Annotated in this window: 24 protein-coding genes; 10 read left to right on the top strand and 14 right to left on the bottom strand. The window is 70.2% G+C overall.

What is annotated here, in order from left to right; genetic code table 11:
- Both G3I19_RS16395 and G3I19_RS16400 read right to left on the bottom strand, forming a co-directional pair.
- Nucleotides 1-329: CHAD domain-containing protein (locus tag G3I19_RS16395; protein ID WP_164264354.1), on the bottom strand; the 329-nt coding region annotated here is incomplete at its 3' end.
- Nucleotides 330-349: 20 nt separating this feature from the next.
- Nucleotides 350-2,575, bottom strand: a complete 2,226-nt coding sequence (locus tag G3I19_RS16400; protein WP_164264355.1) for an RNA degradosome polyphosphate kinase — start codon at nucleotides 2,573-2,575, stop codon at nucleotides 350-352.
- A gap of 282 nt (nucleotides 2,576-2,857) precedes the next feature.
- On the opposite strand from G3I19_RS16400, the gene G3I19_RS16405 reads away from it, so the two are divergent.
- A complete protein-coding gene (locus G3I19_RS16405; RefSeq protein ID WP_164264356.1) occupies nucleotides 2,858-3,421 on the top strand; it encodes a dihydrofolate reductase family protein in 564 nt (187 codons plus the stop codon).
- Between the two features lie 31 nt (nucleotides 3,422-3,452).
- Here G3I19_RS16405 and G3I19_RS16410 read toward each other — a convergent pair whose 3' ends face one another.
- The 4 genes from G3I19_RS16410 to mshD form a co-directional block, all read right to left on the bottom strand.
- Nucleotides 3,453-4,448, bottom strand: coding sequence for an ABC transporter permease (locus G3I19_RS16410; RefSeq protein ID WP_164264357.1), 996 nt, complete (start codon nucleotides 4,446-4,448; stop codon nucleotides 3,453-3,455).
- Nucleotides 4,445-5,338, bottom strand: coding sequence for an ABC transporter ATP-binding protein (locus tag G3I19_RS16415; RefSeq protein ID WP_164264358.1), 894 nt, complete (start codon nucleotides 5,336-5,338; stop codon nucleotides 4,445-4,447). The genes G3I19_RS16410 and G3I19_RS16415 overlap by 4 nt, the downstream gene beginning before the upstream one ends.
- Entirely contained in the window at nucleotides 5,335-5,847 is a 513-nt protein-coding gene (locus G3I19_RS16420; RefSeq protein ID WP_164264359.1) for a GntR family transcriptional regulator, read from the bottom strand. Before G3I19_RS16420 ends, G3I19_RS16415 begins: the two co-directional genes overlap by 4 nt.
- 142 nt (nucleotides 5,848-5,989) lie before the next feature.
- On the bottom strand, nucleotides 5,990-6,937 hold the full coding sequence (gene mshD / locus G3I19_RS16425) for a mycothiol synthase (protein ID WP_164264360.1): 948 nt from the start codon (nucleotides 6,935-6,937) through the stop codon (nucleotides 5,990-5,992).
- Nucleotides 6,938-7,009: 72 nt separating this feature from the next.
- On the opposite strand from mshD, the gene G3I19_RS16430 reads away from it, so the two are divergent.
- The 3 genes from G3I19_RS16430 to G3I19_RS16440 all read left to right on the top strand — a co-directional run bounded on the left by G3I19_RS16430 (nucleotide 7,010) and on the right by G3I19_RS16440 (nucleotide 8,781).
- Nucleotides 7,010-7,426 carry a VOC family protein gene (locus G3I19_RS16430; RefSeq protein ID WP_164264361.1) on the top strand — a complete coding sequence of 139 codons (417 nt, stop codon included), beginning with the start codon at nucleotides 7,010-7,012 and terminating at the stop codon, nucleotides 7,424-7,426.
- A 228-nt stretch (nucleotides 7,427-7,654) separates the two neighbouring features.
- The gene (locus G3I19_RS16435) at nucleotides 7,655-8,269 is read left to right on the top strand and encodes a putative immunity protein (protein WP_239074419.1); all 615 of its coding nucleotides are present in this window, start codon (nucleotides 7,655-7,657) and stop codon (nucleotides 8,267-8,269) included.
- On the top strand, nucleotides 8,266-8,781 hold the full coding sequence (locus tag G3I19_RS16440) for a putative immunity protein (RefSeq protein ID WP_164264362.1): 516 nt from the start codon (nucleotides 8,266-8,268) through the stop codon (nucleotides 8,779-8,781). The genes G3I19_RS16435 and G3I19_RS16440 overlap by 4 nt, the downstream gene beginning before the upstream one ends.
- A 125-nt stretch (nucleotides 8,782-8,906) precedes the next feature.
- On the opposite strand, the gene G3I19_RS16445 is transcribed toward G3I19_RS16440, so the two are convergent.
- Together G3I19_RS16445 and G3I19_RS16450 are read right to left on the bottom strand one after the other, a co-directional pair.
- A complete protein-coding gene (locus G3I19_RS16445; protein WP_164264363.1) occupies nucleotides 8,907-9,377 on the bottom strand; it encodes a hypothetical protein in 471 nt (156 codons plus the stop codon).
- Nucleotides 9,378-9,490: 113 nt separating this feature from the next.
- Entirely contained in the window at nucleotides 9,491-10,048 is a 558-nt protein-coding gene (locus tag G3I19_RS16450; RefSeq protein ID WP_239074421.1) for an ATP-binding protein, read from the bottom strand.
- A gap of 250 nt (nucleotides 10,049-10,298) precedes the next feature.
- On the opposite strand from G3I19_RS16450, the gene G3I19_RS16455 reads away from it, so the two are divergent.
- From G3I19_RS16455 to ssuE, 4 genes are all read left to right on the top strand, one after another.
- The gene (locus tag G3I19_RS16455; RefSeq protein ID WP_164264364.1) at nucleotides 10,299-11,150 is read left to right on the top strand and encodes a Scr1 family TA system antitoxin-like transcriptional regulator; all 852 of its coding nucleotides are present in this window, start codon (nucleotides 10,299-10,301) and stop codon (nucleotides 11,148-11,150) included.
- A 13-nt stretch (nucleotides 11,151-11,163) separates the two neighbouring features.
- Nucleotides 11,164-11,358 (top strand): DUF397 domain-containing protein, encoded by a 195-nt coding sequence (locus tag G3I19_RS16460; protein WP_164264365.1) that lies wholly within the window; start codon nucleotides 11,164-11,166, stop codon nucleotides 11,356-11,358.
- A 311-nt stretch (nucleotides 11,359-11,669) separates the two neighbouring features.
- Nucleotides 11,670-12,098 carry a hypothetical protein gene (locus G3I19_RS16465; protein WP_164264366.1) on the top strand — a complete coding sequence of 143 codons (429 nt, stop codon included), beginning with the start codon at nucleotides 11,670-11,672 and terminating at the stop codon, nucleotides 12,096-12,098.
- Between the two features lie 212 nt (nucleotides 12,099-12,310).
- The gene (gene ssuE / locus G3I19_RS16470) at nucleotides 12,311-12,865 is read left to right on the top strand and encodes an NADPH-dependent FMN reductase (RefSeq protein WP_164264367.1); all 555 of its coding nucleotides are present in this window, start codon (nucleotides 12,311-12,313) and stop codon (nucleotides 12,863-12,865) included.
- 83 nt (nucleotides 12,866-12,948) lie between these two features.
- On the opposite strand, the gene G3I19_RS16475 is transcribed toward ssuE, so the two are convergent.
- From G3I19_RS16475 to G3I19_RS16485, 3 genes are all read right to left on the bottom strand, one after another.
- A complete protein-coding gene (locus G3I19_RS16475) occupies nucleotides 12,949-13,779 on the bottom strand; it encodes an SDR family NAD(P)-dependent oxidoreductase (protein WP_164264368.1) in 831 nt (276 codons plus the stop codon).
- Nucleotides 13,779-14,903, bottom strand: coding sequence for a hypothetical protein (locus G3I19_RS16480; RefSeq protein ID WP_164264369.1), 1,125 nt, complete (start codon nucleotides 14,901-14,903; stop codon nucleotides 13,779-13,781). Before G3I19_RS16480 ends, G3I19_RS16475 begins: the two co-directional genes overlap by 1 nt.
- A gap of 78 nt (nucleotides 14,904-14,981) precedes the next feature.
- On the bottom strand, nucleotides 14,982-15,992 hold the full coding sequence (locus G3I19_RS16485) for an AraC family transcriptional regulator (protein ID WP_164264382.1): 1,011 nt from the start codon (nucleotides 15,990-15,992) through the stop codon (nucleotides 14,982-14,984).
- 159 nt (nucleotides 15,993-16,151) lie between these two features.
- On the opposite strand from G3I19_RS16485, the gene G3I19_RS16490 reads away from it, so the two are divergent.
- The gene (locus tag G3I19_RS16490; RefSeq protein WP_164264370.1) at nucleotides 16,152-17,414 is read left to right on the top strand and encodes a DUF2993 domain-containing protein; all 1,263 of its coding nucleotides are present in this window, start codon (nucleotides 16,152-16,154) and stop codon (nucleotides 17,412-17,414) included.
- A gap of 41 nt (nucleotides 17,415-17,455) precedes the next feature.
- On the opposite strand, the gene G3I19_RS16495 is transcribed toward G3I19_RS16490, so the two are convergent.
- Entirely contained in the window at nucleotides 17,456-18,214 is a 759-nt protein-coding gene (locus tag G3I19_RS16495) for a glucose 1-dehydrogenase (RefSeq protein WP_164264371.1), read from the bottom strand.
- 61 nt (nucleotides 18,215-18,275) lie between these two features.
- Nucleotides 18,276-19,061: an SDR family oxidoreductase gene (locus tag G3I19_RS16500; protein WP_164264372.1), complete on the bottom strand. Its 786-nt coding sequence runs from the start codon at nucleotides 19,059-19,061 to the stop codon at nucleotides 18,276-18,278.
- A gap of 209 nt (nucleotides 19,062-19,270) precedes the next feature.
- On the opposite strand from G3I19_RS16500, the gene G3I19_RS16505 reads away from it, so the two are divergent.
- Complete coding sequence (locus G3I19_RS16505; protein WP_164264373.1) at nucleotides 19,271-20,119, top strand: helix-turn-helix transcriptional regulator; 849 nt, start codon at nucleotides 19,271-19,273, stop codon at nucleotides 20,117-20,119.
- A gap of 7 nt (nucleotides 20,120-20,126) precedes the next feature.
- On the opposite strand, the gene G3I19_RS16510 is transcribed toward G3I19_RS16505, so the two are convergent.
- Complete coding sequence (locus G3I19_RS16510; protein WP_164264383.1) at nucleotides 20,127-21,554, bottom strand: HAMP domain-containing sensor histidine kinase; 1,428 nt, start codon at nucleotides 21,552-21,554, stop codon at nucleotides 20,127-20,129.
- Nucleotides 21,555-21,558: the final 4 nt, after the last annotated feature.

Genomic DNA, 21,558 nt, shown 5'->3' on the forward strand with positions numbered 1-21,558 from the left:
GGGCCCGGCAGCGAAGCCGTACCGGCCGAGAGCCTGCCGAGCGCTTCGAGCAGCCGGGCCAGCCGGGCCGCGTACGCGTGCTCGCGGGCCAGCGTGCCGGAGAGCCAGGCCAGTTCGGCCCGCAGCTGGTCGGCCCAGGCCGCGTCGAGATGGCCGCGGAAGGTGTGCAGGGTGCCGCTGATGCGGCGGGCCGAACGGCGCAGGGCGCGCGCGGCCTCCTCGTCCCCTTCCGAGTAGGTGCGCAGGCTGCGCAGGAACTCCGCCGCCTGGTCGTGCAGATAGCGGGCGAGCAGCTCGCCCGCTGTCGCCGTCGGGTCAGGGCGTCGCACGGCTGAGCCTCCGGGGAGCATCAAGGGGTCGCACGTCGGCGCCTCCTGGCGTCTATCAGCATTTCCTGCACATGGCGCAGCGGCCGGCCATCGGCGTCGGTCGCGTGACGCGTCCAGTTGCCGTCGGCGCCCAGGTGCCAGGAGGACGTGGTGTCGGACATACCGGTCTCCAGGAGCCGGCTGAGTGCCGCACGGTGGGCGGGGTCGGTGACGCGGACCAGCGCCTCGATCCTGCGGTCGAGGTTGCGGTGCATCATGTCGGCGCTGCCCAGCCAGACTTCGGGCTCGCCGCCGTTGCCGAAGGCGAAGACCCGGGAGTGCTCCAGGAAGCGCCCCAGTATCGACCGCACCCGGACGTTCTCGGAGAGGCCGGTGACGCCGGGGCGTATGGCGCAGATGCCGCGCACCCAGATGTCGACGGAGACACCGGCCTGCGCGGCCCGGTAGCAGGCGTCGATGACCGCTTCGTCGACCATCGAGTTGACCTTGATACGGATGTAGGCGGGCCGCCCGGCGCGCTGGTGCGCGATCTCCTTGTCGATCCGGACGACCAGGCCGTCGCGCAGCGACTTGGGGGCGACGAGCAGCCGCCGGTAGGTCTCGCGCCGCGAGTAGCCGGAGAGCCGGTTGAACAGGTCGGAGAGGTCCGCGCCGACCTGCGGGTCGGCGGTGAGCAGCCCGAGGTCCTCGTACAGCCTGGCCGTCTTCGGGTGGTAGTTGCCGGTGCCGACGTGGGAGTAGCGGCGCAGGGTGTCGCCCTCCTGCCGGACGACGAGCGACAGCTTGCAGTGCGTCTTCAGCCCGACCAGGCCGTAGACGACATGGCAGCCGGCCTCCTCCAGCTTCCTGGCCCACTTGATGTTGGCCTGTTCGTCGAAGCGGGCCTTGATCTCGACCAGGACGAGCACCTGCTTGCCGGATTCGGCCGCGTCGATCAGGGCGTCCACTATCGGGGAGTCGCCGGACGTCCGGTACAGCGTCTGCTTGATGGCGAGCACGTCAGGGTCGCCCGCGGCCTGTTCCAGGAACGCCTGGACGGAGGTGGAGAACGAGTCGTACGGATGGTGCAGCAGCACGTCCCGTTCGCGCAGGGCGGCGAAGATGTCGGGCGCCGAAGCCGACTCGACCTCGGCCAGGTCGCGGTGGGTGCCCGCGATGAAGGGCGGGTACTTCAGCTCGGGCCGCTCCAGCGACGCGATGGCGAACAGGCCGGTCAGGTCGAGCGGTCCTGGCAGCGGGTAGACCTCGGCGTCGGACACCTTCAGCTCGCGGACCAGCAGGTCGAGGATGTACGGGTCGATGGACTCCTCCACCTCCAGCCGGACGGGAGGCCCGAAGCGGCGCCGCATCAGCTCCTTCTCCAGGGCCTTGAGGAGGTTCTCGGCGTCGTCCTCCTCGACCTCCAGGTCCTCGTTCCTGGTGACCCGGAACATGTGGTGCGCCAGCACCTCCATTCCCGGGAACAGCTCCTCCAGATGCGCCGCGATGATGTCCTCGACCGGCACGTACCGCTGGGGCGACGCCTCCAGGAAGCGGGTGAGCAGCGGCGGCACCTTGACCCGGGCGAAGTGGCGGTGGCCGCTGACCGGGTTGCGGACGACCACGGCGAGGTTGAGCGAGAGCCCCGAGATGTACGGGAAGGGGTGCGCGGGGTCCACGGCCAGCGGGGTCAGCACGGGGAAGATCCGCTGCCGGAAGAAGGTGAAGAGCCGGGCCTTCTCCTTGTCGGTCAGGTCGCCCCAGCGGATCAGGTGGATGTTCTCGTCGGCGAGGGCCGGGGCGACATCCTGCTGGTAGCAGGCGGCGTGCCGGGCCATGAGCTCGCGCGACCTGGTCCAGATCTGCTCCAGCACCTCGCGGGGCTGGAAGCCGGAGGCGGAGCGGGTGGCGACGCCGGTCGCTATACGGCGTTTGAGGCCGGCGACCCGGACCATGAAGAACTCGTCGAGGTTGCTCGCGAAGATGGCGAGGAAATTAGCCCGTTCGAGGAGGGGGGTGGTGGGATCCTCGGCCAGTTCGAGGACGCGTTCGTTGAAGGCGAGCCAGCTCTGTTCCCGGTCGAGGAAGCGGCCCGACGGCAGCTCGGTGCCGGAGCCGTCCTCCTCGTACGCGTCGACGTCGGCGTCGATGCCCGGATCCAGGTCGGGAACGGCCGCCGCGACGGTGTGCGGGCGGTGTGCTGCGATGGAACCGACGGAGGGCTGGAGGTGCTTGACCGGGACCTCTGCACTGGGCTGCTGGCTCATATGCCCATTGTTCCGCGCGGGAGGGTCGGCGGGCGCGGTGACGGGTTGCATTCCGAGAGGGTCGCAAGCGCGTCTGAATGACGGGTAACGAGGACATGACGTCCGGGAAGCGCGCCATGACGTCCGGGAAGCGGGGCTTCCCCGGTTCTGGCGGGGCTTCCCCGGTTCTCCGTGGAAGCCACGCGGCCGCCACCGATGATTCCCGGCCTCCCGCGGGGTCAGTACAGCAGAGAGGCGTACCACCCGGGTGCGCGGGAGCATCAGCTGTACAGGAGGACCGGAATGCGTACCCTCGCGATCACCGAGAACGTCACCGTCGACGGCGCGGTCGAGATGCTGACCGACTGGTTCGACCCGCAGGCCGCGGGCGCCCCGGACATGAGCGACGTCCTGGAGGAGAGCCACCGGCAGGACAGCAGGTCCGACGCCCTGCTCGTCGGGCGCCGGACCTTCGAGGACTTCCGTGGCTACTGGCCGCAGCAGACGGACGACACCACCGGGGTCACCGACTACCTGAACTGTGTGCAGAAGTACGTGGTGTCGACGTCGCTCACGGATCCTGCCTGGCAGAACTCGACGGTCCTGCGGGGCGACCCGGTCGCCGAGGTGACCGCGCTCAAGGAGCGGGCGGGCGGCAAGGACATCGTGCTCACCGGCAGCATCAGCCTGGCGCACACCCTGATCGCGGCCGGCCTGGTGGACGAGTACCGCTTCTTCGTCTATCCGGTGGTCCAGGGCGGCGGCCGCCGGCTCTTCCCCGAGGGGTACGGGATCCCGCAGCTGCGCCTCCTGGAGTCGAGGGCCTTCCGCGGCGGGATCACCCTCCAGCGGTACGCACCGGCCTGAGCCGGGCCCCGCGGGAGGGTGCCGGGGCGGCTCAGGCGGCCGTCCGCTTCACGATGCGGAACACCACCAGGGTCAGGACGGCGGCCAGGGCCAGCAGGATGCCGGTCTCGACGAGCTGGAGCGGCCAGAAGTGGGACACCGGGTGGGAGGAGCGGAAGTAACCCGCCAGGTTGTGGGCCGCCTGGCACTTCGTGTCGTCCACACACATCGGGTCGGCCACGTGGGCGCCGCTCCTGGTGACCGCGCCTTCGGCGGTGACCATGCCGTTCATCGCCGGGTAGCCCTCGGCGAGGCCGGTGCGGACGGTGACGACCGGCCAGAGGTGGCTGCGCAGGTCGTCGAAGAGACGGAACACGACCACGGATGCGACCAGGCTCGTCACGATGGCGGGCACGGTGCGGCGGACCAGCAGACCGGTCAGGGCGCCGACCGGGACCGCGAGCAGGGCCGTGGCGATACCGGTCGGGCCGATGGCGTGGTAGACGCTTTCGGGGTACCAGTCCAGGGTCGGGTCCTGGTGGGGGACCGCGGTCCAGACCCAGCGGTAGACGCCGTCGAGTACGACCGAGGCGACGACGGCCAGCGCGGTCGGCACGGCGAGCTTCGCCGCGAACCAGCGGACGGGGTGGACGGACTGGGTCCACAGCAGCTGGTGGCTGCCCGACTCCAGCTCCCTGGCGACGAGCGGCCCGGCCACGAAGGCGGCGATCAGATAGGGGAGCAGCATGATCAGCGAGGCGGCGTTCTCCACCATGCTGTTGTCCGTCCAGTAGCCGCCGGTCACGCCGCCGCCCCATACGCGGATCGCGATCAGCAGGACCAGGCAGAGGGCGATGAGCCCGGCGGCCCACTGGAGGGTGCCGCGGTGCATCCGGGCGGCCACCCAGTAGGGGCCGCGCAGCCACTGCGAGCCGGTGCGCCCGCCGGGTGCGCCGCCGGTGCCGCTGCCGCTTTCGGCGTCTGTGCCGGTGCCGTTGCCGGTGCCGTTGCCGGTGTGGGGGGTGCTGTTCTGGTGCAGGGTGCTCATGCCCTTGCCTCCGTACGGTGTTCGGCGCTCGGTGTCAGCAGGGCGGGTGCGCCCGGTGATCGCAGATGGGCGAGGAGCAGCTCTTCGAGGGAGGGTTCCATGGTCTGCCAGTCGCCGGAGACGGGCCCGTCCCGGCGTACCAGCGCGGTCAGTTGCCGACCCGTGGTGCGCGACTCGATGACGGTGTGCGGGTCGAGTGCCGCCACCGGCCCGGTCAGCAGGGTGTGGGCGGCCAGCAGGTCGTCGGTCTCGCCGCCCAGCCGTACCCGGCCGCCGTCGACCAGCAGCAAGTAGTCGCAGGCACCGTCCAGTTCGGACAGGACGTGCGAGGACATCACGATCGTGGTGCCGTGCTGGGCGGCCTCGGACATCAGGGCGCCCATCAGCTCGTGCCGGGCCAGCGGGTCGAGATCGGCCATCGGCTCGTCGAGCAGCATCAGCTCGGGCCGCTTGCCGAGGGCCAGGGCGAGGGCGACGCGGGTGCGCTGGCCGCCGGAGAGGGCGCGGACGAGACTGTCCCGGTTCAGCTTGCCTCCGGCGACGATCCGCTCGGCGGCCGCCGCGTCCCAGCGGGCCGGGTTCAGCTCGTACCCCATCCGCAGGGTCTCGGCGACGGTCAACTGGCCGAGCAGCGGCTTGCCCTGGGCGACGAAGGAGATCCGCTCACGGGCGGCGGCGGGGGACGCCCCGAGCACCTGGACGGCGCCCTCGGTGGGCCGCAGCAGCCCCGCGGCGTGGGCGAGCAGCGTCGACTTGCCGGCGCCGTTGGGGCCCACGAGTGCGCAGATCCGCCCGACGGGCAACCGGAAGGAACAGCCCCGCAACGCCCAGTCGCGCCGCCTCCCGTATGTCTTGCCGAGCCCGAAGGCTTCGATGGCGGTATCGGTCATAGCGGTGTGTCCCCCTTGGAACGGGCTGCGGCGGTGGTGCTGGTGGCTCCGGTGGTGCTGACGGTCCCGGTGGTGCCGGCGGTGCTGGTGGTGCTGGTGGTGCCGGTAGTGGCGGTGGTGGGGTCCTGGAAGCAGTCGTCGAGTACGGAGGCGCAGAGCGCGGCCGCGTCGTCCTTCTCCAGCCCGGCCGTACGGGCCCGGGCGGCCCAGTCGGTCAGCTCGGCCCGCAGCGCGGAGTCGGCGAGCCGCTCGGGCAGGGTGCGCCCGAGCGACTTGCGGACGAAGGTGCCCATGCCGCGCCGGGCCTCGACCAGGCCCTCGCGTTCCAGCTCGCGGTAAGCCTTCAGGACCGTGTTGGGGTTGATGGCGGTGGACTCGACGACCGCCCGCGCGGTGGGCAGCTGGTCGCCCGGCTGCAACAGACCCAGGCGCAGGGCCTGTTTGGCCTGCTGGGCGATCTGGAGATACGTCGAGACACCGCTGCGCCGGTCGATACGGAACTCGATCACGCGCCCACCCCCCTTTCACTAGTTGAGTAGTGAAAGGGTGATGCAGGGGTGCGCAGGTGTCAACTCCGAGCCGGCTCCGGGAGTGGGAAAGCCCTCCCCGGCAGCCCGGGGAGGGCAGTGGACCATAAGGAGTTTCCGCAGGTCAGGACTCCGAGCGGTACATCAGGTCGACCTCGTGCGTGGTGAAGCCGAGACGCTCGTACACCGTGACGGCCGCCGTGTTGTCGGCGTCCACGTACAGCATCGCCGTGGGCAGCCCCTCGGCCGCGAGGTGGCGAAGCCCGGTAGCGGTGAGCGCCTTGCCGAGGCCGCCGCCCTGGGCGTCGGGGCGGATGCCGACCACGTACACCTCGCCCAGCTGCTCGTCGGCGTGCACCTTCGTCCAGTGGAAGCCGACGACCTCATCGCCGGGGCCGCCGTCCGCACCGGTGTCCCGTACCGCCAGGAAGAACCCCTTCGGGTCGAACCAGGACTCGGCCTTCCGGTCGTCCAGGTCGCGCTGGCTCAGCGACCCCTGCTCGGGGTGGTGGGCGAAGGCGGCGGCGTTCACGGCGAGCCAGGCCGCATCGTCCTGACCGGGGACGAAGGTCCGTACGGTGATCCCTTCCGGGTACACCGGCTCGGGGATGTCGAGCGGGACCAACGGGCGGCGGAGCTGGCGCAGTTCACGGAACTTGGCGAGCCCGAGCACCTGCGCGAGGTGGCGCGCCGCGGCGTGTCCGCCGTGCGCCCAGACGCGCAGCCGCCGCCCGGAGGCGGCCAGCAGCGCCGACCCGAGGGCGCGGCCGTGGCCCTGTCCCCGGTGCGAGGGGTGGACGACCAGCTCGGCGGCGGGCGCCTCGACGGGGTCGGTCGCCTCCAGCTGGGCGTACCCCGTGAGCGTGTCACCGATGCTGACCAGGAAGTGCTGGACCCCCTCACGGCGCTCTCCGCGCAGTTGAAGCCGTCCCTGCTCGGATACGGCCTGCTGACCGTCGGTCCGCGCGGCCTCGGCGAGCAGCGCGCGCACGGCTTGCTCCTGGTCGGCGGTGAGTGTGTCGAGGGTCTGGATCTGCCGGCCGGAGGCGGGGGATACGGGCGCATTCGTCATGCGGACGAGCGTACGGGGGTAGCAGGGGGAGTGGTGGGGCCGTGGCTGGGCGTCTGGGCTAGAAAGGGCGGTATGGAACTCACCCAGATACGCCTGCTGGTGTCCGACTTCCCGGCCGTCTACCGCTTCTACCGGGACGTGCTCGGGCTCAAGCCGCAGTTCGAGGCGGAGAGCGGCCCGTACGCCAAGCTCAGCCCCGACACCGGACACGCCGCGATCGCGCTGCAGGACCGGACGCAGATGGCCGGTGTGCTGGAGCAGTTGGGGACGGAGCCGGAGGGATTCCGCGCGCTGGTGGTGCTGCGGGTGAACGATCTGGACGCCGCCCACGCCGAGCTCACGTCAAAGGGCGCGGAGTTCACCAGGGGCCCGGGCCCGATGGGCGAGCGGATGCGGGTCGCGTACCTGGAGGACCCGGAAGGGAACCTGATCGAACTCCAGGAATGGCTGGCGCCGCGCGAGCAGGCTGGTGGCGCAGCGGCGTCATAGGTGCGCCGGCGTGGTCCAGCTCGAAGCGGGTGACGCACTTGTCCATGAGGAGCTGGAGGTGGCCGCAGGGCAATTGCGCAGCAGCTTGCTGCGCAAATTGTTCGGGTCATGTTCGAGCCGACTGTTGCAAGTACTGGAGGTTGCGCGTGCCGAAGGGCCCGATGGCGCGGAAGCACGCGCACGAAGCGGCTGAGATGGGCCCCGGTCGGAAGGCTACGATTCGGGAACATGGCCCAGAGCAGGCACACCGTATCCGGAGAATTCGACCTGTCGATGGACGAGCTGCGCGTCGTGGCGCGTTACGTGGTCCGGCACGCCGAGGATGTCCTGCCGGTCTTCGAGCAGGCCGTTCCCGATGATTCCCGTCCCCGTGCGGCGATCGACGCGGCCTGGACGTTCATCAACGGTGCCAACAGGGCGAGACTGCAGCGCGTCACGTCCCTGGACGCTCATCGAGCCGCCCGGTCCGCGCCCTCCGAAGCCGCCCGGCTGGCCGCGCGATGCGCCGGTGACGCCGCGTCGGCTCCCTACTTGCACCCCATTGCTCAGGCCGGCCAGGTCGGCCACATCCTGCGGGCCTGCGCGAGCGCCGCGCACATCGGAGAGCTGGAGGCGGGCGGTGACCTCACGATCGGGGATGCCTTGCTTGAACGGTCGCGGCAGCGAGCGTCACCGGTGCTCATCGATGTGCTCTGCCGCTACCCGCCCGTGACGGGCGGCGGAAGCCGGGTCGCCCGGCTGATGAGCGCCCTGGACCATTCCCTGCGCCAGGTTGCCGACTTGCCGCAGGGAGGCGGCGCAGCGAGTGGCGCCGACGGGCGTGGGAAGGAGGACGGGACGTGATTCTTCCGAAGGTGCGTGATCCTCGGTTCGTGACGATCCGCCGTGGTGGGACTCTCACTGATGCGGATCACCGTCTCCTCGCGCTGTGGGCCGCCGCCTGTGCGGAGCACGTCCTTGGGCTCTTCGAGTCGTCCCGGCCCGAGGACCCGCGGCCGCGCCAGGCGATATGGCATGCCAGGGCCTGGGTGCGTGGCGAGGTCGGGATGATGCAGGCCCGTGCGGCGGGCGGCCATGCGATGGGGGCGGCCAGGGACCTGCGTGGAGCGGCGCGGCATGCCGCGTACGCCGCCGGCCAGGCCGGGGCCGTCGCCCACGTCGCCGCACATGAGCTCGGCGCCGCCGCCTATGCGATCAAGGCCGCACGTGCAGCAGCACCGGAGGGTGAGAGCGAGACCTCGCGACGAGTCGAGTGCCAGTGGCAGCGAGATCAGCTCCCGGAGGAGATCCGCGCGCTCGTGCTCGATGACCAGCGGCTGCGCAACGACATCTGCTGGTCGGTGTTCGACTGTTGAAGCAGGACCGTGCCGGTGTCCCGGCCGGTGGTCCCGGAGTGCGGGTGGTGGGGCGGAGACCCGATGGGCCCTGACGGCTCGCCGCCCCTGTTCAGCTTTCAGCTCCCGGACCGGGAACTGCCGGGTCAGTCACCCGTGTTGGTCGCCCAGACGGGGCGGTGGGCGTTGTTGTAGATGACGACGTTGCCGTCGTCCTGGATGGCCAGGTAGGCGCCCTTGTGCCAGGTGCCGGACGCCCACACGGGCTCGTTCGCGGAGTTGTAGACGACGAAGTTGCCGTCCTCCTGGAACACGGCGCAGTTCCCGTGCGACCAGGTGTTGGGTGCCTGCCAGGCCGGGTGGCCGTCCTTGTAGAGGACGAAGTTGCCGTCGGACTGCATGCGGAGGATGGTCCGGCCGTTGCCCGACGTCCACGCGCCGTTCTTACAGATCTGCGCACGCGGCCGGATGATGGTGTCACTGGTGGGACGCGCGGCGGCAACCTTGGCCGATCCGGCCTGAGTTGTGGAGAGGGCGGGAGCCGCGAAGGCGCTTCCCGCACCGAGGATCAGCGTGGCCGATACGGCCGCGACGCAGAGAGAATTACGGAATTTCACCAGATGCTCCTTGGCGCTGACGGGTCACTTGAATAAGTAACCCTCCGTAGCCATAGGTATACAGATCGACTGCTTCGAGCAGAAGATCGGCCCGGGGCATCCACTCCAACGAGCTACGGCCTCGGCCTGCGTTGTCGATCATGTGCGCCGGAGCGCGGCCCTTGTCGGTGTACGGGGAAAACGGCAGGTGGGGAGGGGCGCGCGACGCTATCGAGGCTCGCCGGCCCCGGCCCCGGCCCCGGCCCCGGCCCCGGTGAGTGTGAACCAGACCGCCTTGCGGTCGGGGGTGCAGCCGCCCAGGAGGGTCCATCCCCAGGCGAGTGCGAGCCGGCGACCAGTAACAGCCCGCGTCCGCACTCCAGTTGACCGTCCGCACGGGACGGCGTGAGTACGGGGAGGAACCAGGGCGCGTTGTCCGCCACGGAGACGGTGATCTGCTTGCGGTTGACGGTCGCGTACAGCTGGATCCGGGGCGTACGGGTGTGGCGGTGGGCGTTGGTCACCACCTCCGCGACGCAGAGCCGCGCGTCGTCGGCGAGGTCGCCGTGACGGCTCACGGTGAGCAGCGAGGTGACGAAGTCCCTTGCGATACGCGATGCGTTGGCGGTGTTGGGCAGGGCGATGCGGTAGAACTCGCCGCCCTGCGGGGGGCGTGGTGCGGCGGGGGTCATGTGGTTCTCCCTACGCGATGCGATCCGAAACGGGTGCGCCGCTCGTTGTCCGTGGCGATGGCCACCCGGGCGCGCCGATGTGAACGCACGCCGAAGTGGCTGCACTTCGGGCGTACCGACATGCGGCGCGACTGCTGTGATGACGTTAGCGTCTGAGTATCAATTGTTGTATCCGTAGCGATAATCTTTGCTGGAAGTGGACCCCTTTGAGGGATGCGGGCCACACTGGACCCGACAGAGGGAGAGGTCGATGCCACCGAGGAAGCCGCCTACCGCGCGGCAGCGCCGATTGGGTTCCGAGCTGCGCAAGATGCGGGAGCATGCCGGCTTCGCGCCCGCTGAGGCTGCGTCTCTGCTCGGCACGGACCGCACCACCATCAGTAACACTGAATCGGGCCGGTTCGGTGTGAGCAGTACACGGGTGCGCACCTGGGCCGACTGTTATGCGTGCCCCGACCAGGCGTATGTCGATGCGCTTGCCGATATGGCCGAGGAGCGGACGAAGGGCTGGTGGGAGGACTACCGCGGTGAACTGTCCGTAGGCGCACTCGATCTGGCCGAACTGGAGCACCACGCCGTCGGGTTCCGCGCGGTTCAGATCATGCATATGCCGGGCCTGCTCCAGACCGAGGACTACGCCCGTGCGGTGTACGCGGAGGCTCTGCCCGCGCCGACTCCGGCGAACCTTCGCCGTCGTCTTTCGCACCGGCTGAGGCGTCGGGATGTTCTTGATCGAGCGTCCCCGCCCACCTGTACTTTCCTGATCCACGAAGCCGCTCTGCGGATGCAGTACGGCGGCCGGAAGGTCGCAGTCAGGCAGCTCGACCACCTCTTGAAGGAGTCCGAACGGGACAACGTCACCGTGCGCGTGATCCCGTTCGCCGCAGGTGGCTTTCCGAATGCCGGTAGTTCGACGCACTATGTGTACGGCCCTGTTCCGCAGCTCGACACCGTGCAGACGGACACGCCGACCGGTTCAGGATTCGTGGATGCCGAGACGCGTCTCCTGAACTTCCGAGCCGTCCTTGACCGGACCGAGGGGCGATCGCTCGATCCGCAGAGTTCAAGGGACTTCATCAACGAAATCGCACAACAAGTCTGAAGGCGTGAGAAGTATGGACATTCATTGGCGAAAGTCTTCCAAGTCGGCGGATGCCGACGGGGACAACTGTCTGGAACTCGCCGTGCACGGAGGTGAGATCCTCCTTCGTGAGAGCGACAATCCCGACGTGGTCATCCACACGTCCCGCAGTAAGCTCCGCGCCTTCCTCGGTGGCGCCAAGGAAGGCGAGTTCGACGACTTGGCCTGAAGTCGCCACGATCGTCCTCGGGCGGCACTCCACCGGCGCAGGTGGAGTGCCGCCCTGCTTTCTGTCTGAGCCGGTGAGTGGGCAGCTCTCACTCGTTAGGGTTCAAACACTTGATACGGGATTCCATATAACGCTAGCTTCGTGATGCGGCGCCGACTGAATGACCCCTCGGCAGGGCTCAGCTCGACGCCGCAACTCCCTCTCGGTCTGCGTCGATTGAGAGGAGCAAAAGGGGCCGCCCCGCTACCCACGGCTCGTCACGCCGGCAGTGGGCAGGGGGCGGCCCCGACGTCGCGTCGGGAGGCCACATCATGCGCGCACCGCACCCCACCCGGGCCTTCTGGTGCGAGCGGATCACCTGTCGCACGTGGGACGCCGACGACATCGTGGACGTATCGCGGTACGCCACGACCGCACCCGCCGAAGCGATCCGCCGCATCCGTGCCGACGTACGCGAACTGACGCACACGCTGTCGCCCATCGAGAGGCACCGGGCGCTGAGTTGGGTCGACGGTGGTGGCTGCGTCGGGGCGATGGGGGCGCTGCACCGGGGGGAGCCGTGCGGGTTCTCGCTCAGTCACCAGGGCCGGTGGACCGAATGGTCCGTCCGCCCGTACCTCGAATTCCTCCCGGACGGCCGGGCTCTCATCCCCGTGTGTGGTTGCCCACTCGACCGCGGTACCGGGACGGCCGTACTGTGGGCTCCGGAACGCACCGTACGGAGCATGCGAGAGGAGTGATCGGTATGAGCTGCCTGACGAAGCGCCGCCACATCGACCTCGCCCGCGTCTCCAGTGCCTTCTGTCGCCGCGAAGCCTGACGAGAGCTGAGACCTCCCGCTTCGCGCGCCGCCCGCCCCGGGCCGAGCGTGCACCTGAGTACTGGCCGTACCGCCGACTGCCGTACCGCCACCCGTCGTACCCGGAAACGCCCTACCCGGAAATGAGGGCCCATGGCCACCGTCCTGTCCGTCTCGGGAAGCCCCTCCGCCACTTCCCGTACCGCTCGCCTGCTGCGTCATCTGGATGCCCGGCTCACCGCCCAGGGGCACACGGTCGTCCCGCTCGACGTGCGCACGCTGCCCGCAGGGCCCCTGCTCGGCGCCGACTTCGCGCACCCCGACATCGTCCGCGCCACCGAGCTGTTCGCGTCGGCCGACGGCGTGGTGATCGGAACGCCCGTCTACAAGGCCGCCTACTCCGGCCTGTTGAAGTCCCTGCTCGATCTGCTGCCCCAGTACGCGCTGACCGGGAAGACCGTCCTGCCGCTGGCCACCGGTGGTTCGACCGCGCATGTGCTCGCCATCGACTACGCGCTGCGGCCGGTGCTCTCCTCCATGGGGGCCGCGCACATAGTGCAGGGCTGGTTCGTACTCGACCGGCACATCACTGTCGCGCCCGACGACAGCGTGACCGTCGATCCGGCGGCCGCCCTGGCGCTCGACCAGGTCGTGGACCAGTTCTCCACCGCCCTGGACCGCAGCCCGACCCTGGCCGCGGCCGGCTGACCGCGTACACAACGGACTCCGGCAGCACCCGCAGCACCGGCAGCACCCGCAGCACCGGTAGCGCTGGAGGGGAGCGGGCCGCGCTACGCCGACCGCGACCGGCTCCTGGCCAGCATCTTCCGCTGCACCCGCCTGCCCTGCGCGACCGCCAGCGGGACGGCACGCAGCCCGAACGAGGGGAAGGCGTCAGCCAGACGCGACTGGAGCCCTCGCCAGCCCGGCACCGCGCTGACCGGGCGTGGCCGGTCCAGCACCTTGCGGACCGCGGCGACGACCTCCTCGGGTGCGAGCAGCCTGCCGGAGAAGGACAACGCCGAGTCGGGGTCGTCGAGTTTGTCGTGCAGCATCGGGGTCCAGATGCCGTCGGGGCACACGCAGGAGATGTCGATCCCGCTGATCCCGGCCAGGCGAAGGTCGGCGAGTGTGCTCAGGCTGAACCCGATCGCGGCGTGCTTGGAAGCGGCGTACACGGCCTCGCCCGGGACCGCGGTCAGTCCTGCCAGTGACACGACGTTGACGATGTGGCCGCCGGTGCTCCGCATGGCCTCGATAGCGGCGACGGTGCCGTTGACGGTGCCGAGCGCGTTGACCTCCATCATCAGGCGGCGTACGGCCGGTGGCTGCTCCCAGGCGGGCCCGGTCATGAGTACGCCGGCGTTGTTGACCCACACGTCGAGACGGCCTGCCTCCCTCACGATGAGGTCCCGCGCCGCGGTGACCTGGGCCTCGTCCCGTACGTCGACGGCGGCCCACAGCACGTCGGGTCCGATTCCGGCCGCCGTGGCCTGCGCCGCGTTCTCGTCGACATCGGTGACCAGCACGTGGTGGCCGCGCTCGACCAGAGCCGCGGCGATCAGCCTGCCGAGGCCACGGCCCGCCCCCGTGACCAGCGCGCCGGCGCGGGAGTGGGGCATCACCGGCCTCCCTTGATCTCGCCGTAGGTGATCCCGCCGTGGACGTAGGTGGGCACCACGGGCCAGAAGCGCTTCCAGGGGGCCAGCTCGGTCGAGGGCAGGATCTGCAACCAGCGTGGGTCCGCCTTGCACCGGTCTGCGAGGGTCTTCTCCTTGACCATCGAGTCGTACTGGTCCAGCGAGTCCTCCAGCGTATTGGCGTTGGGGCAGATCTCGCGGCCGAAGTGTTCGTGGTAGCGCCGCACGCCGGGGATCCTGGACAGCTCCGGCTGCCAGTTGTCCAGCGAGATGCCGTTCTCCGACGACACCCATACGCCGTCGGGTGTGTTGAGTACCAGCGAGTGGTTGCCGTCCGTGTGCCCGGGGGTCCACAGCAGTGCGACGCCGGGACCGAGTTCGATGTCCCCGTCGAAGGTGACGAACTTCTCCGGGTCGACACCGCCGAGCCCGCCGTCGACGTACCACGCCCACTGCATCGGGTGCAGGGACCGCAGAGTCGCCAGTTCGCGGCTGTGCACCAGCATCCGGGCCCCGCCGAACAGCGGCCCCCGCGGCGCCGGCTCACCGTCGATGATCTCGGTGGAGCCCAGGATCATCCGGGGATCCTGCACATGCAGGTGATCGAAGGTGCAGAAGTCGATGTCGTCCGGGGCCAGCCCGAGCTGCCGCAGCACGTCGCCGGGTTCCGCGTAGTACTTCAGGACCACCCGCTCCAGCAGCTTGCCGCCGGGGACCTTGTCCATCAGCTTCTGGAGATTGCGGTAGAACGGTGCCTCCGCTGAGCCGTCCGGCACCGTCGGCTCGAAGACCAGTGTGCGTGCCCGGCCGTCGAAGTCGTCGTACTGCACCACGATCATGCGGTTGATCATCGAGATCAGCGGGAGGGAGGGCACCGAGACGGCGTCGTGGAAGGCGTACTTCACCGGGTACGGCGCCGCGGCGATGTCCACCGACTTCACCGCGCGCACCACTCCCTGGGCCTTGAAGCGCTCCTTGTAGGCCACAGCGGACTCGCGGACCGCCCGCAGCCGTTCGCCGCGGGGCCACACGTCGTGTACGCCGTCGAACTCGGGGATCGCTCGCGCACCGATCCCGCTCAGGTGGTCGGTTCCTGCTGCTGCCATGGCCCACTCCTCGCTCGCGTGGTCGGGGCAGCAGAATGCCGGTCCGAGCGGGTTGGTACTTGTTCCAGCACGACAGTCTCAGAGCGCGCCGCGCACCCGGCGGCGAATCTCGCTCGGGGTGGTGCCCTGCCACCGGCGTACGGCGTGACTGAGGGCGGACTGGCCGGTGAACCCCGCCATCGCGGCTACCTGTCCGAGGGGCAGGCCGGTGGTGGTGATGTAGCGCAGTGCGAGATCCCGTCTGACGTCGTCGAGAATCTCCTCGAAGCCGGTCGACTCCGCGGCGAGCCTTCGTTGCAGCGTGCGGGGATGCATCGCGAGGAGCCGCGCGACCTGGCCGATCGCCGGAGGGGTGGTGCCGACGCTCCCGGCCAGCGCCCGGCGGACGTGGGTGGAGACCAGGCGTTCCGGATCGGTGTGGTGACCGGCCAGGTAGTCGACAGCCAGCCGGCGGATCGTCGCGTCGGCGCTGCGGAACTCGCCGTCGGGCAAACGTCGTTCCACCCGCAGTGCGGCACCCGGGCACCCGAAATTCACCTCTGCGCCGAAGAAGCCGGTGTACCGCGACACCGGTGAAAGCGGCCGGTGCGGCAGTTCCACCGACCGGAGGCCGGTGAGGCTGCCGGCCAGCGCCACTGCCGCTCGGTGAAAGAGGCCCAGCCCGAGTTCCATGGCCTGCGGGGAGTACGGCGACGCGCGCGGATCCTTCCGGTAGGTCAGTGCGACCACCCCACGGCACCCCCGCGGATCCGGCTCCAGGCCGATGCTCAGCGCCGGGCTGTGCACGAACATGAACCGGGACGCGCACTCCAGCGCCTCCGCCACCGTCGACGACGCCTGGATGGCCAGCGCCAGCCGGCCGAGGATGCTGAGATCCTGGGCGCAGGCCATCCGGAGGCCGAAATCAGGGCATCGGAGATCACGGGCGACCGCGTCGAGCATCAGGTCGTGACCAGTGATCGGCACGAGCCCGTCCTCGGACGTGAGAGCCTCCGAAGGGATCGCGAACCGCCCCATGAACTCTCCGGGGTCGCCGCCGAGCTCTTCGACGAGGCGCGTGAACCCGCGCAGGCTGGCTCCCCGGATCATCGCGCCCACCGGGCGATGCTAACGACCTCGCCCACGATTGTCAGCGGCGTCGCACTGACCGTCGTGGGCGAGGCCGTAACCGCACCAAAAGACTCAAACCAGGGGGCTACCTCAGGTACGACTTGCGTTCGGGGGGCGTACACGTGGTGGGATGAGCCGATGCGACCCCCCACACGCATACCCTCGCATCCGCCCAATCCCTACGATGAACTGGCACAACTCAGCGACCCGGAGCCGGGCTTCGAGCCGTACGCCTACGACGAGCGCGACCCCCTCGGCCTGGGGCTGAAGCCCGACCCGGACGACGGCTACGGCGGCTGCACCGGCCACCCGGGCGACCCCGCCGACACCGGCGACGACGCCTGGGCGCCGCCCAATCACCGGGCCCGGAGCCGTTTCGCCGCGGTCTCCACCGTGGCGAAGGTCGCCATCGCCGCCCTGGTCTGCACCGGCTTCCTCTTCCTCGCCGACCGCTTCGCCGAGCTGTACGCGCAGGACAAGGCCGCCGAGAAGCTCCAGCAGTCGATGCACCTGGTGACCCGGCCCGAGGTCGACATCCACGGCTTCCCGTTCCTCACCCAGGTGCTCGACAAGCACCTCCAGCGGGTCGACGTGTCCGTGCCCGACGTCCCGGCCGACCGTGTCTCGCTCGCCGAGGTGCACGCCTCCGCCAAGGACATCCGGATCAACGGAGACCTCCCCAGCTCCATCAAGGGCGCCGTGGTCGGCTCGATGGACGGCGACGTCTTCCTCTCCTTCGAGGACATGAACCGCGAACTGGGCGCATCCCAGGTGAAGTTCACCGACCTGGGCCATGACTCGGTCAACGTACGCGGGGGTCTGCCGGTGGCCGGTACGCAGGTACGGGTCAGGGCCCAGGCGCACGTCCAGCGGGACGGCGGCCGGGCGGTCTCCACGACGGTCGACCACATGCGGGTCGACGTCCCCGGTATCGCGACGTACACGCCCGGCCGGGACCGTGCGCACTCCGGGCTGCGGCTCGCCCCCGAGGCGGCCGCCCGGATCGCCCGCGAGAAGAACCACATCAGGGCGCTGCTCTCGGTGCCGTCCGTGGTCGACCGGATCGGCGTACCGCAGAAGCGGGTCAAGCAGGCGCTGGACAGCGACGACGAGCTGCACCGGCTGACCGGGACACCGCGCTTCGCCCATCAGCTGATGCAGGTCAATCTGGTCGACGAGATCGTCGCCCACCCCTGGCTGCTGCAGAAGGCCGGCATCGACCCCAAGCTGATCAGCGCGGTGATGAGCCTGCGCCCGCCGGAGCTCTCCAGCCAGTTCTCGCTCTCCTTCAAGCTGCCCAAGGCCCCCGGCGACATCAGCCTGCGCCATGTGGTGGTGGAGAAGAAGGGGATCAGGGCCGATCTGGCGGGCTCCGGCCTGCACCTGGGCAAGCAGGGCTGAGCACCTTTACGTGTGCGGGGGCAGGGGGCAGGGGGCAGGGGTCAGTGGGCGGTGAGGCCGCCGTCCACCACGAGTTCGGAGCCGGTGACGTACGAGGACTCGTCGCAGGCGAGGAAGAGCATGGCCGACGCGATCTCCTCGGCGCGGCCCGCACGGCGCATGGGGGTGCGCACGATGTCCGGTTGCTGGTCTCCCTGCTCGTCCAGGAGCTCCTGGATCATGGGCGTGGCGATGACACCGGGGTGGATGGAGTTGACCCGTACGCCCTGACGTGCGTATTCGACGGCGGCGGTCTTGCTCAGCAGACGCACGGCGCCCTTGGACGCCTGGTAGGCGGCGGCCGCTCCGCTGCCCACGATCCCCAGCACGGACGAGGTGTTGATCACCGAGGCGTTGCCGGTGGCGCGGAGCAGGGGCATGGCAGCCCGCATCCCGAGCCAGGTCCCCTTCTGGTTGACGTCGATGACCCGGTCCCAGGTGTCTTCCCGGGTGTCCTCGATGCCGGGCCAGTCCACGATGCCCGCGAGGTTGACGAGTACGTCCAGGGTGCCGAACCGCTCGCGTACGGTGCTGATCACGTCGTCCCACTCCTGGGCGGACGAGACGTCGAGGACGGCGGTGGCCACCTCGCCGCCGGTCTCCTCGATCCGCTGGGCGAGTGCGCCGAGTGGCGCCTGGGCCACATCGGTGATGACCAGGCGCGCGCCTTCGCGGGCGAACAGTTCGGCGGTCGCCGCGCCGATTCCGCCTGTCGCGCCGGTGATCAGTGCGACCTTGCCGTCAAGTCGTTGTCCGGTCATGGCGGTGCGCTCTTCCTCTCGCGGTTCTTGTTCTGGGGGTCTCGGTTCTCGGTTTTTTCGGTCAGGCCGCGGTGAAGCCGCCGTCGGCGGCGACGACCGCGCCGGTCATGAAGCCGGAGCGGGCCGAGGCGAGGAACCCGATGATCTCGGCGATCTCCTCCGGCTGTGCGACGCGGCCCAGTGGGTGTGCGGCGGCGAAGGAGCGCAGGTAGGCGCGGCTGTCGTCGCGGATGTTGTCGAGCAGGTCGGTCTCGATCACGCCCGGTGCCACGACGTTGGCGCGGATGTTGTGGGGGCCGCCTTCCAGGGCGATGACCTTCGTCAGCTGGGCCAGGGCTCCCTTCGACGCCGTGTAGGCCGATCCCTCGGGCAGGCCGACCGTGCAGGTGTAGGAGCCAACGTTGACGATCGCCCCGCCGCGCGCGTTCTCGCGCATGGTGCGGAACGCCTCCCGTGCGTGCAGGAACGCGCCACGGGCGTTGACGGCCATCAGGGAGTCCCAGTCCTCCGCAGTGGTCTCGGTGAACGGCCTGTTCAGCGTCCGCCCCGCGTTGTTGACCAGAATGTCCAGCCCGCCGAAGCGCTCCCGGGCCAGTTCCACCGCCCGCAGGGCCGTCTCCTCCCGGGAGACGTCACCGGTCAGGGTGGCCACCCCGTCGAACTCCGCGGCCAGGTCCTCCACTTCGGGCCTGATGTCCTCGGCCAGAACCCGCACGCCCCGGGCGTGCAGCCATGCCACGGTGGCCCGGCCGACGCCGCGCGCGGCACCGGTGACCACCGCCACGCTGCCGTTCAGGGCGTCGTCGTCCACCGACGTGGTGTGCCGTCCGGCGTCTGTTGTCGTCATCTCGGTCTCTGCTCTCCCTGCGTGTCTTCCCGTGTGCCGCGTCCTCGCCCCGGCTGAGTCTGGGCGCCACGCCGGCCTCCGGCCAGGGTGTGTGCTGCCTGGGTGTCGTGCACCCAGGCAGCGGCAGCACCCTGCCGAGGGCGGCCGCCCTCCGGGCATCGACGGCACTTCGACGACAGGCCCTACGGGACAGCCCTTAGCCTGGGGATATGTCTGACAACGCCCTGGGAGACTTCCTGCGCGCCCGGCGATCCCGGCTGCGGCCCGGAGACGTCGGCATGGTGAGCTACGGCGTACGCAGGGTCGCCGGGCTGCGGCGCGAGGAAGTCGCGGTGCTGGCCGGAGTGAACGCCGACTACTACACCCGGCTCGAACAGGGCCGTGAGCGCCACCCGTCCGCCCAGGTCCTCGACGCCCTCAGCCGGGCCCTGCGCCTCGACACCGACTCCCGCGCGCACGCCTACCGGCTGGCCGGCACCGCGCCTGCCGACCGGCCGGCGCAGCAGTGCGACACGGTCAGCCCGGCACTGCGCCGGCTCATGGACGGCTACCCCCACACCCCTGCCTTTGTCCTCAACGCCACCTTGGACATCCTGGCGGGCAACACCCTGGCCGAGGCCCTGTACTCCCCCTTCGACCCCGCGGACAACCTCGCCCGCATGACCTTCATCGACCCCGCGGGCCGGGACTTCTACACCCGCTGGGAGCGGAGCGCACAGGCCACCGTGGCCAATCTGCGCCAGGCCGCCGGCCTCGATCCCGACAATCCCCGGCTGCTCGCGCTCATCGGCTCACTGACCGCGCGGAGCGCCGACTTCTCCGCGCTGTGGCAGGCCCACTCCGTACGCGGCAAGACCCAGGAGGCCAAACACCTCGACCACCCCGACGTCGGCCCGCTCACCCTCACCTACCAGGCCTTCGACGTACGGGACGCACCCGGCCAGCAACTCGTCATCTACCACGCGGAACCCGGCAGCCCCAGTGCCCGGGCGCTCTCCCTGCTCGGGACCATCGACGCCACCCGACGACAGGCAGCACAGGGCGGACCGCACACGTAGCAGGTCGTCACTCGCCGGGCATCTCCCCGGGCGCCGGGGGCTCCTCCGGGGGCTCCACCGGGGGCGGTGTCGCGGCGCCCGGGATCCGGATGACCGCCTCCGTGCCGCCGCCCTGCGCCGGGTTGAGGGCGATGTCGCCGCCGGACTGCTGGACCGTACGGGCCACGATGGACAGGCCGAGGCCCGAGCCGGGCAGGGAGCGCGCCGACGGGGACCGCCAGAACCGCTCGAAGACGTACGGGAGGTCGTCGGCGGGAATGCCCGGCCCGTGGTCGCGTACGGAGAGCCGGCCGTCGGCCAGGACCACATCGATGGTCCCGCCGGGCGGGCTGAACTTCACCGCGTTGTCCAGGACGTTGATCACGGCCCGCTCCAGCGCCGCCGGTTCGGCCTGTACGTACCAGGGTCCGAGGTCGGCGGTGATGGTCAGCTCCGGGCCGCGCAGCCGCGCCCGGTCCAGGGCCGACCGCGCGATGTCGTGCAGTGCGACGACATCCAGGGTCTCCGGCGCATGGGCGGCATCGGGGCGGGACAGCTCCTGCAAGTCGCCGATGAGCGCGGCCAGTTCGGTCATCTGGGCCTTGACCGACGCCATCAGGGCCTTGCGGTCGTCCGGCGGGATGGGGCGGCCGGTCTCCTCGCTGCGGGCGAGCAGCTCGATGTTGGTGCGCAGCGAGGTGAGCGGGGTGCGCAGCTCGTGCCCCGCGTCCGCGATGAGCTGCGCCTGGCGGTCGCGGGAGTCGCCGAGCGCGGCGGTCATCGAGTTGAAGGAGCGGGAGAGCCGGGCGATCTCGTCCTCGCCCTCGACCGGGATACGGACGGTCAGGTCCTCCGTGCGGGCCACGTGCTCGACGGCCTCGGTCAGTTCGTCGACCGGTTTGAGTCCGGCCCGCGCGATCCACAGACCGGCGGCTCCCGCGCCGAGGACTCCGATGCCGGATACGGCGAGGAGGAGCAGGGCCAGCTCGTTGAGCGTCTTACGGGTGTCGTTCAGCGGATAGGCGACCATCTGCACGATGCCCTGGTAGGGCACGCCCGGCTCGGCGTACACATGCGCCGTGAGGACGCGGACGGCGCGCCCGTCGGCGTCGTCGCCGTTGCGGTACTTGGCGAGCTCGGCCCTTCCCGACTTCGCCAGCGCCTTGTCGCTCCTGGTGACCTTCACCGTGGCGGGGCCTCCGGTCAGACAGGTCGTGCCGTCCGACTGCACCAGCTGGGAGTACGAGAGGGAGGGCTGCTGGCCGAAGCTGCCGTTGTGCTGCGGCGGCTGGCAGCTGTCCAGGACACTGCGCAGGGCCGAGGGCGCAACGGTCTTGGTGGTGATCTGCCCGGCGAGCCTGGCGTCGATCTCGTCGTACAGCTTCCCCTGCACCAGGAACCAGCAGATCACCGAGACGACGGCCACCGCGAACGCCACCGCGGCAGCCGTCAGCATGGCC

Origin of the sequence: Streptomyces sp. SID10853 (genome assembly GCF_010548145.1) — a bacterium.
Lineage (GTDB): Bacteria > Actinomycetota > Actinomycetes > Streptomycetales > Streptomycetaceae > Streptomyces.

Excerpts from the sequence above, each read along its gene's own strand:
- G3I19_RS16510 (WP_164264383.1), bottom strand. The coding sequence starts at position 21,554 with ATGCTGACGGCTGCCGCGGTGGCGTTCGCGGTGGCCGTCGTCTCGGTG.
- G3I19_RS16430 (WP_164264361.1), top strand. The coding sequence starts at position 7,010 with ATGGAACTCACCCAGATACGCCTGCTGGTGTCCGACTTCCCGGCCGTC.
- G3I19_RS16435 (WP_239074419.1), top strand. The coding sequence starts at position 7,655 with ATGGCCCAGAGCAGGCACACCGTATCCGGAGAATTCGACCTGTCGATG.
- G3I19_RS16410 (WP_164264357.1), bottom strand. The coding sequence starts at position 4,448 with ATGAGCACCCTGCACCAGAACAGCACCCCCCACACCGGCAACGGCACC.
- G3I19_RS16455 (WP_164264364.1), top strand. The coding sequence starts at position 10,299 with ATGCCACCGAGGAAGCCGCCTACCGCGCGGCAGCGCCGATTGGGTTCC.
- G3I19_RS16480 (WP_164264369.1), bottom strand. The coding sequence starts at position 14,903 with ATGGCAGCAGCAGGAACCGACCACCTGAGCGGGATCGGTGCGCGAGCG.
- G3I19_RS16495 (WP_164264371.1), bottom strand. The coding sequence starts at position 18,214 with ATGACCGGACAACGACTTGACGGCAAGGTCGCACTGATCACCGGCGCG.
- G3I19_RS16460 (WP_164264365.1), top strand. The coding sequence starts at position 11,164 with ATGGACATTCATTGGCGAAAGTCTTCCAAGTCGGCGGATGCCGACGGG.
- G3I19_RS16505 (WP_164264373.1), top strand. The coding sequence starts at position 19,271 with ATGTCTGACAACGCCCTGGGAGACTTCCTGCGCGCCCGGCGATCCCGG.
- G3I19_RS16490 (WP_164264370.1), top strand. The coding sequence starts at position 16,152 with ATGCGACCCCCCACACGCATACCCTCGCATCCGCCCAATCCCTACGAT.
- G3I19_RS16405 (WP_164264356.1), top strand. The coding sequence starts at position 2,858 with ATGCGTACCCTCGCGATCACCGAGAACGTCACCGTCGACGGCGCGGTC.
- ssuE (WP_164264367.1), top strand. The coding sequence starts at position 12,311 with ATGGCCACCGTCCTGTCCGTCTCGGGAAGCCCCTCCGCCACTTCCCGT.
- mshD (WP_164264360.1), bottom strand. The coding sequence starts at position 6,937 with ATGACGAATGCGCCCGTATCCCCCGCCTCCGGCCGGCAGATCCAGACC.
- G3I19_RS16400 (WP_164264355.1), bottom strand. The coding sequence starts at position 2,575 with ATGAGCCAGCAGCCCAGTGCAGAGGTCCCGGTCAAGCACCTCCAGCCC.
- G3I19_RS16500 (WP_164264372.1), bottom strand. The coding sequence starts at position 19,061 with ATGACGACAACAGACGCCGGACGGCACACCACGTCGGTGGACGACGAC.
- G3I19_RS16415 (WP_164264358.1), bottom strand. The coding sequence starts at position 5,338 with ATGACCGATACCGCCATCGAAGCCTTCGGGCTCGGCAAGACATACGGG.
- G3I19_RS16465 (WP_164264366.1), top strand. The coding sequence starts at position 11,670 with ATGCGCGCACCGCACCCCACCCGGGCCTTCTGGTGCGAGCGGATCACC.
- G3I19_RS16485 (WP_164264382.1), bottom strand. The coding sequence starts at position 15,992 with ATGATCCGGGGAGCCAGCCTGCGCGGGTTCACGCGCCTCGTCGAAGAG.
- G3I19_RS16475 (WP_164264368.1), bottom strand. The coding sequence starts at position 13,779 with ATGCCCCACTCCCGCGCCGGCGCGCTGGTCACGGGGGCGGGCCGTGGC.
- G3I19_RS16450 (WP_239074421.1), bottom strand. The coding sequence starts at position 10,048 with ATGACCCCCGCCGCACCACGCCCCCCGCAGGGCGGCGAGTTCTACCGC.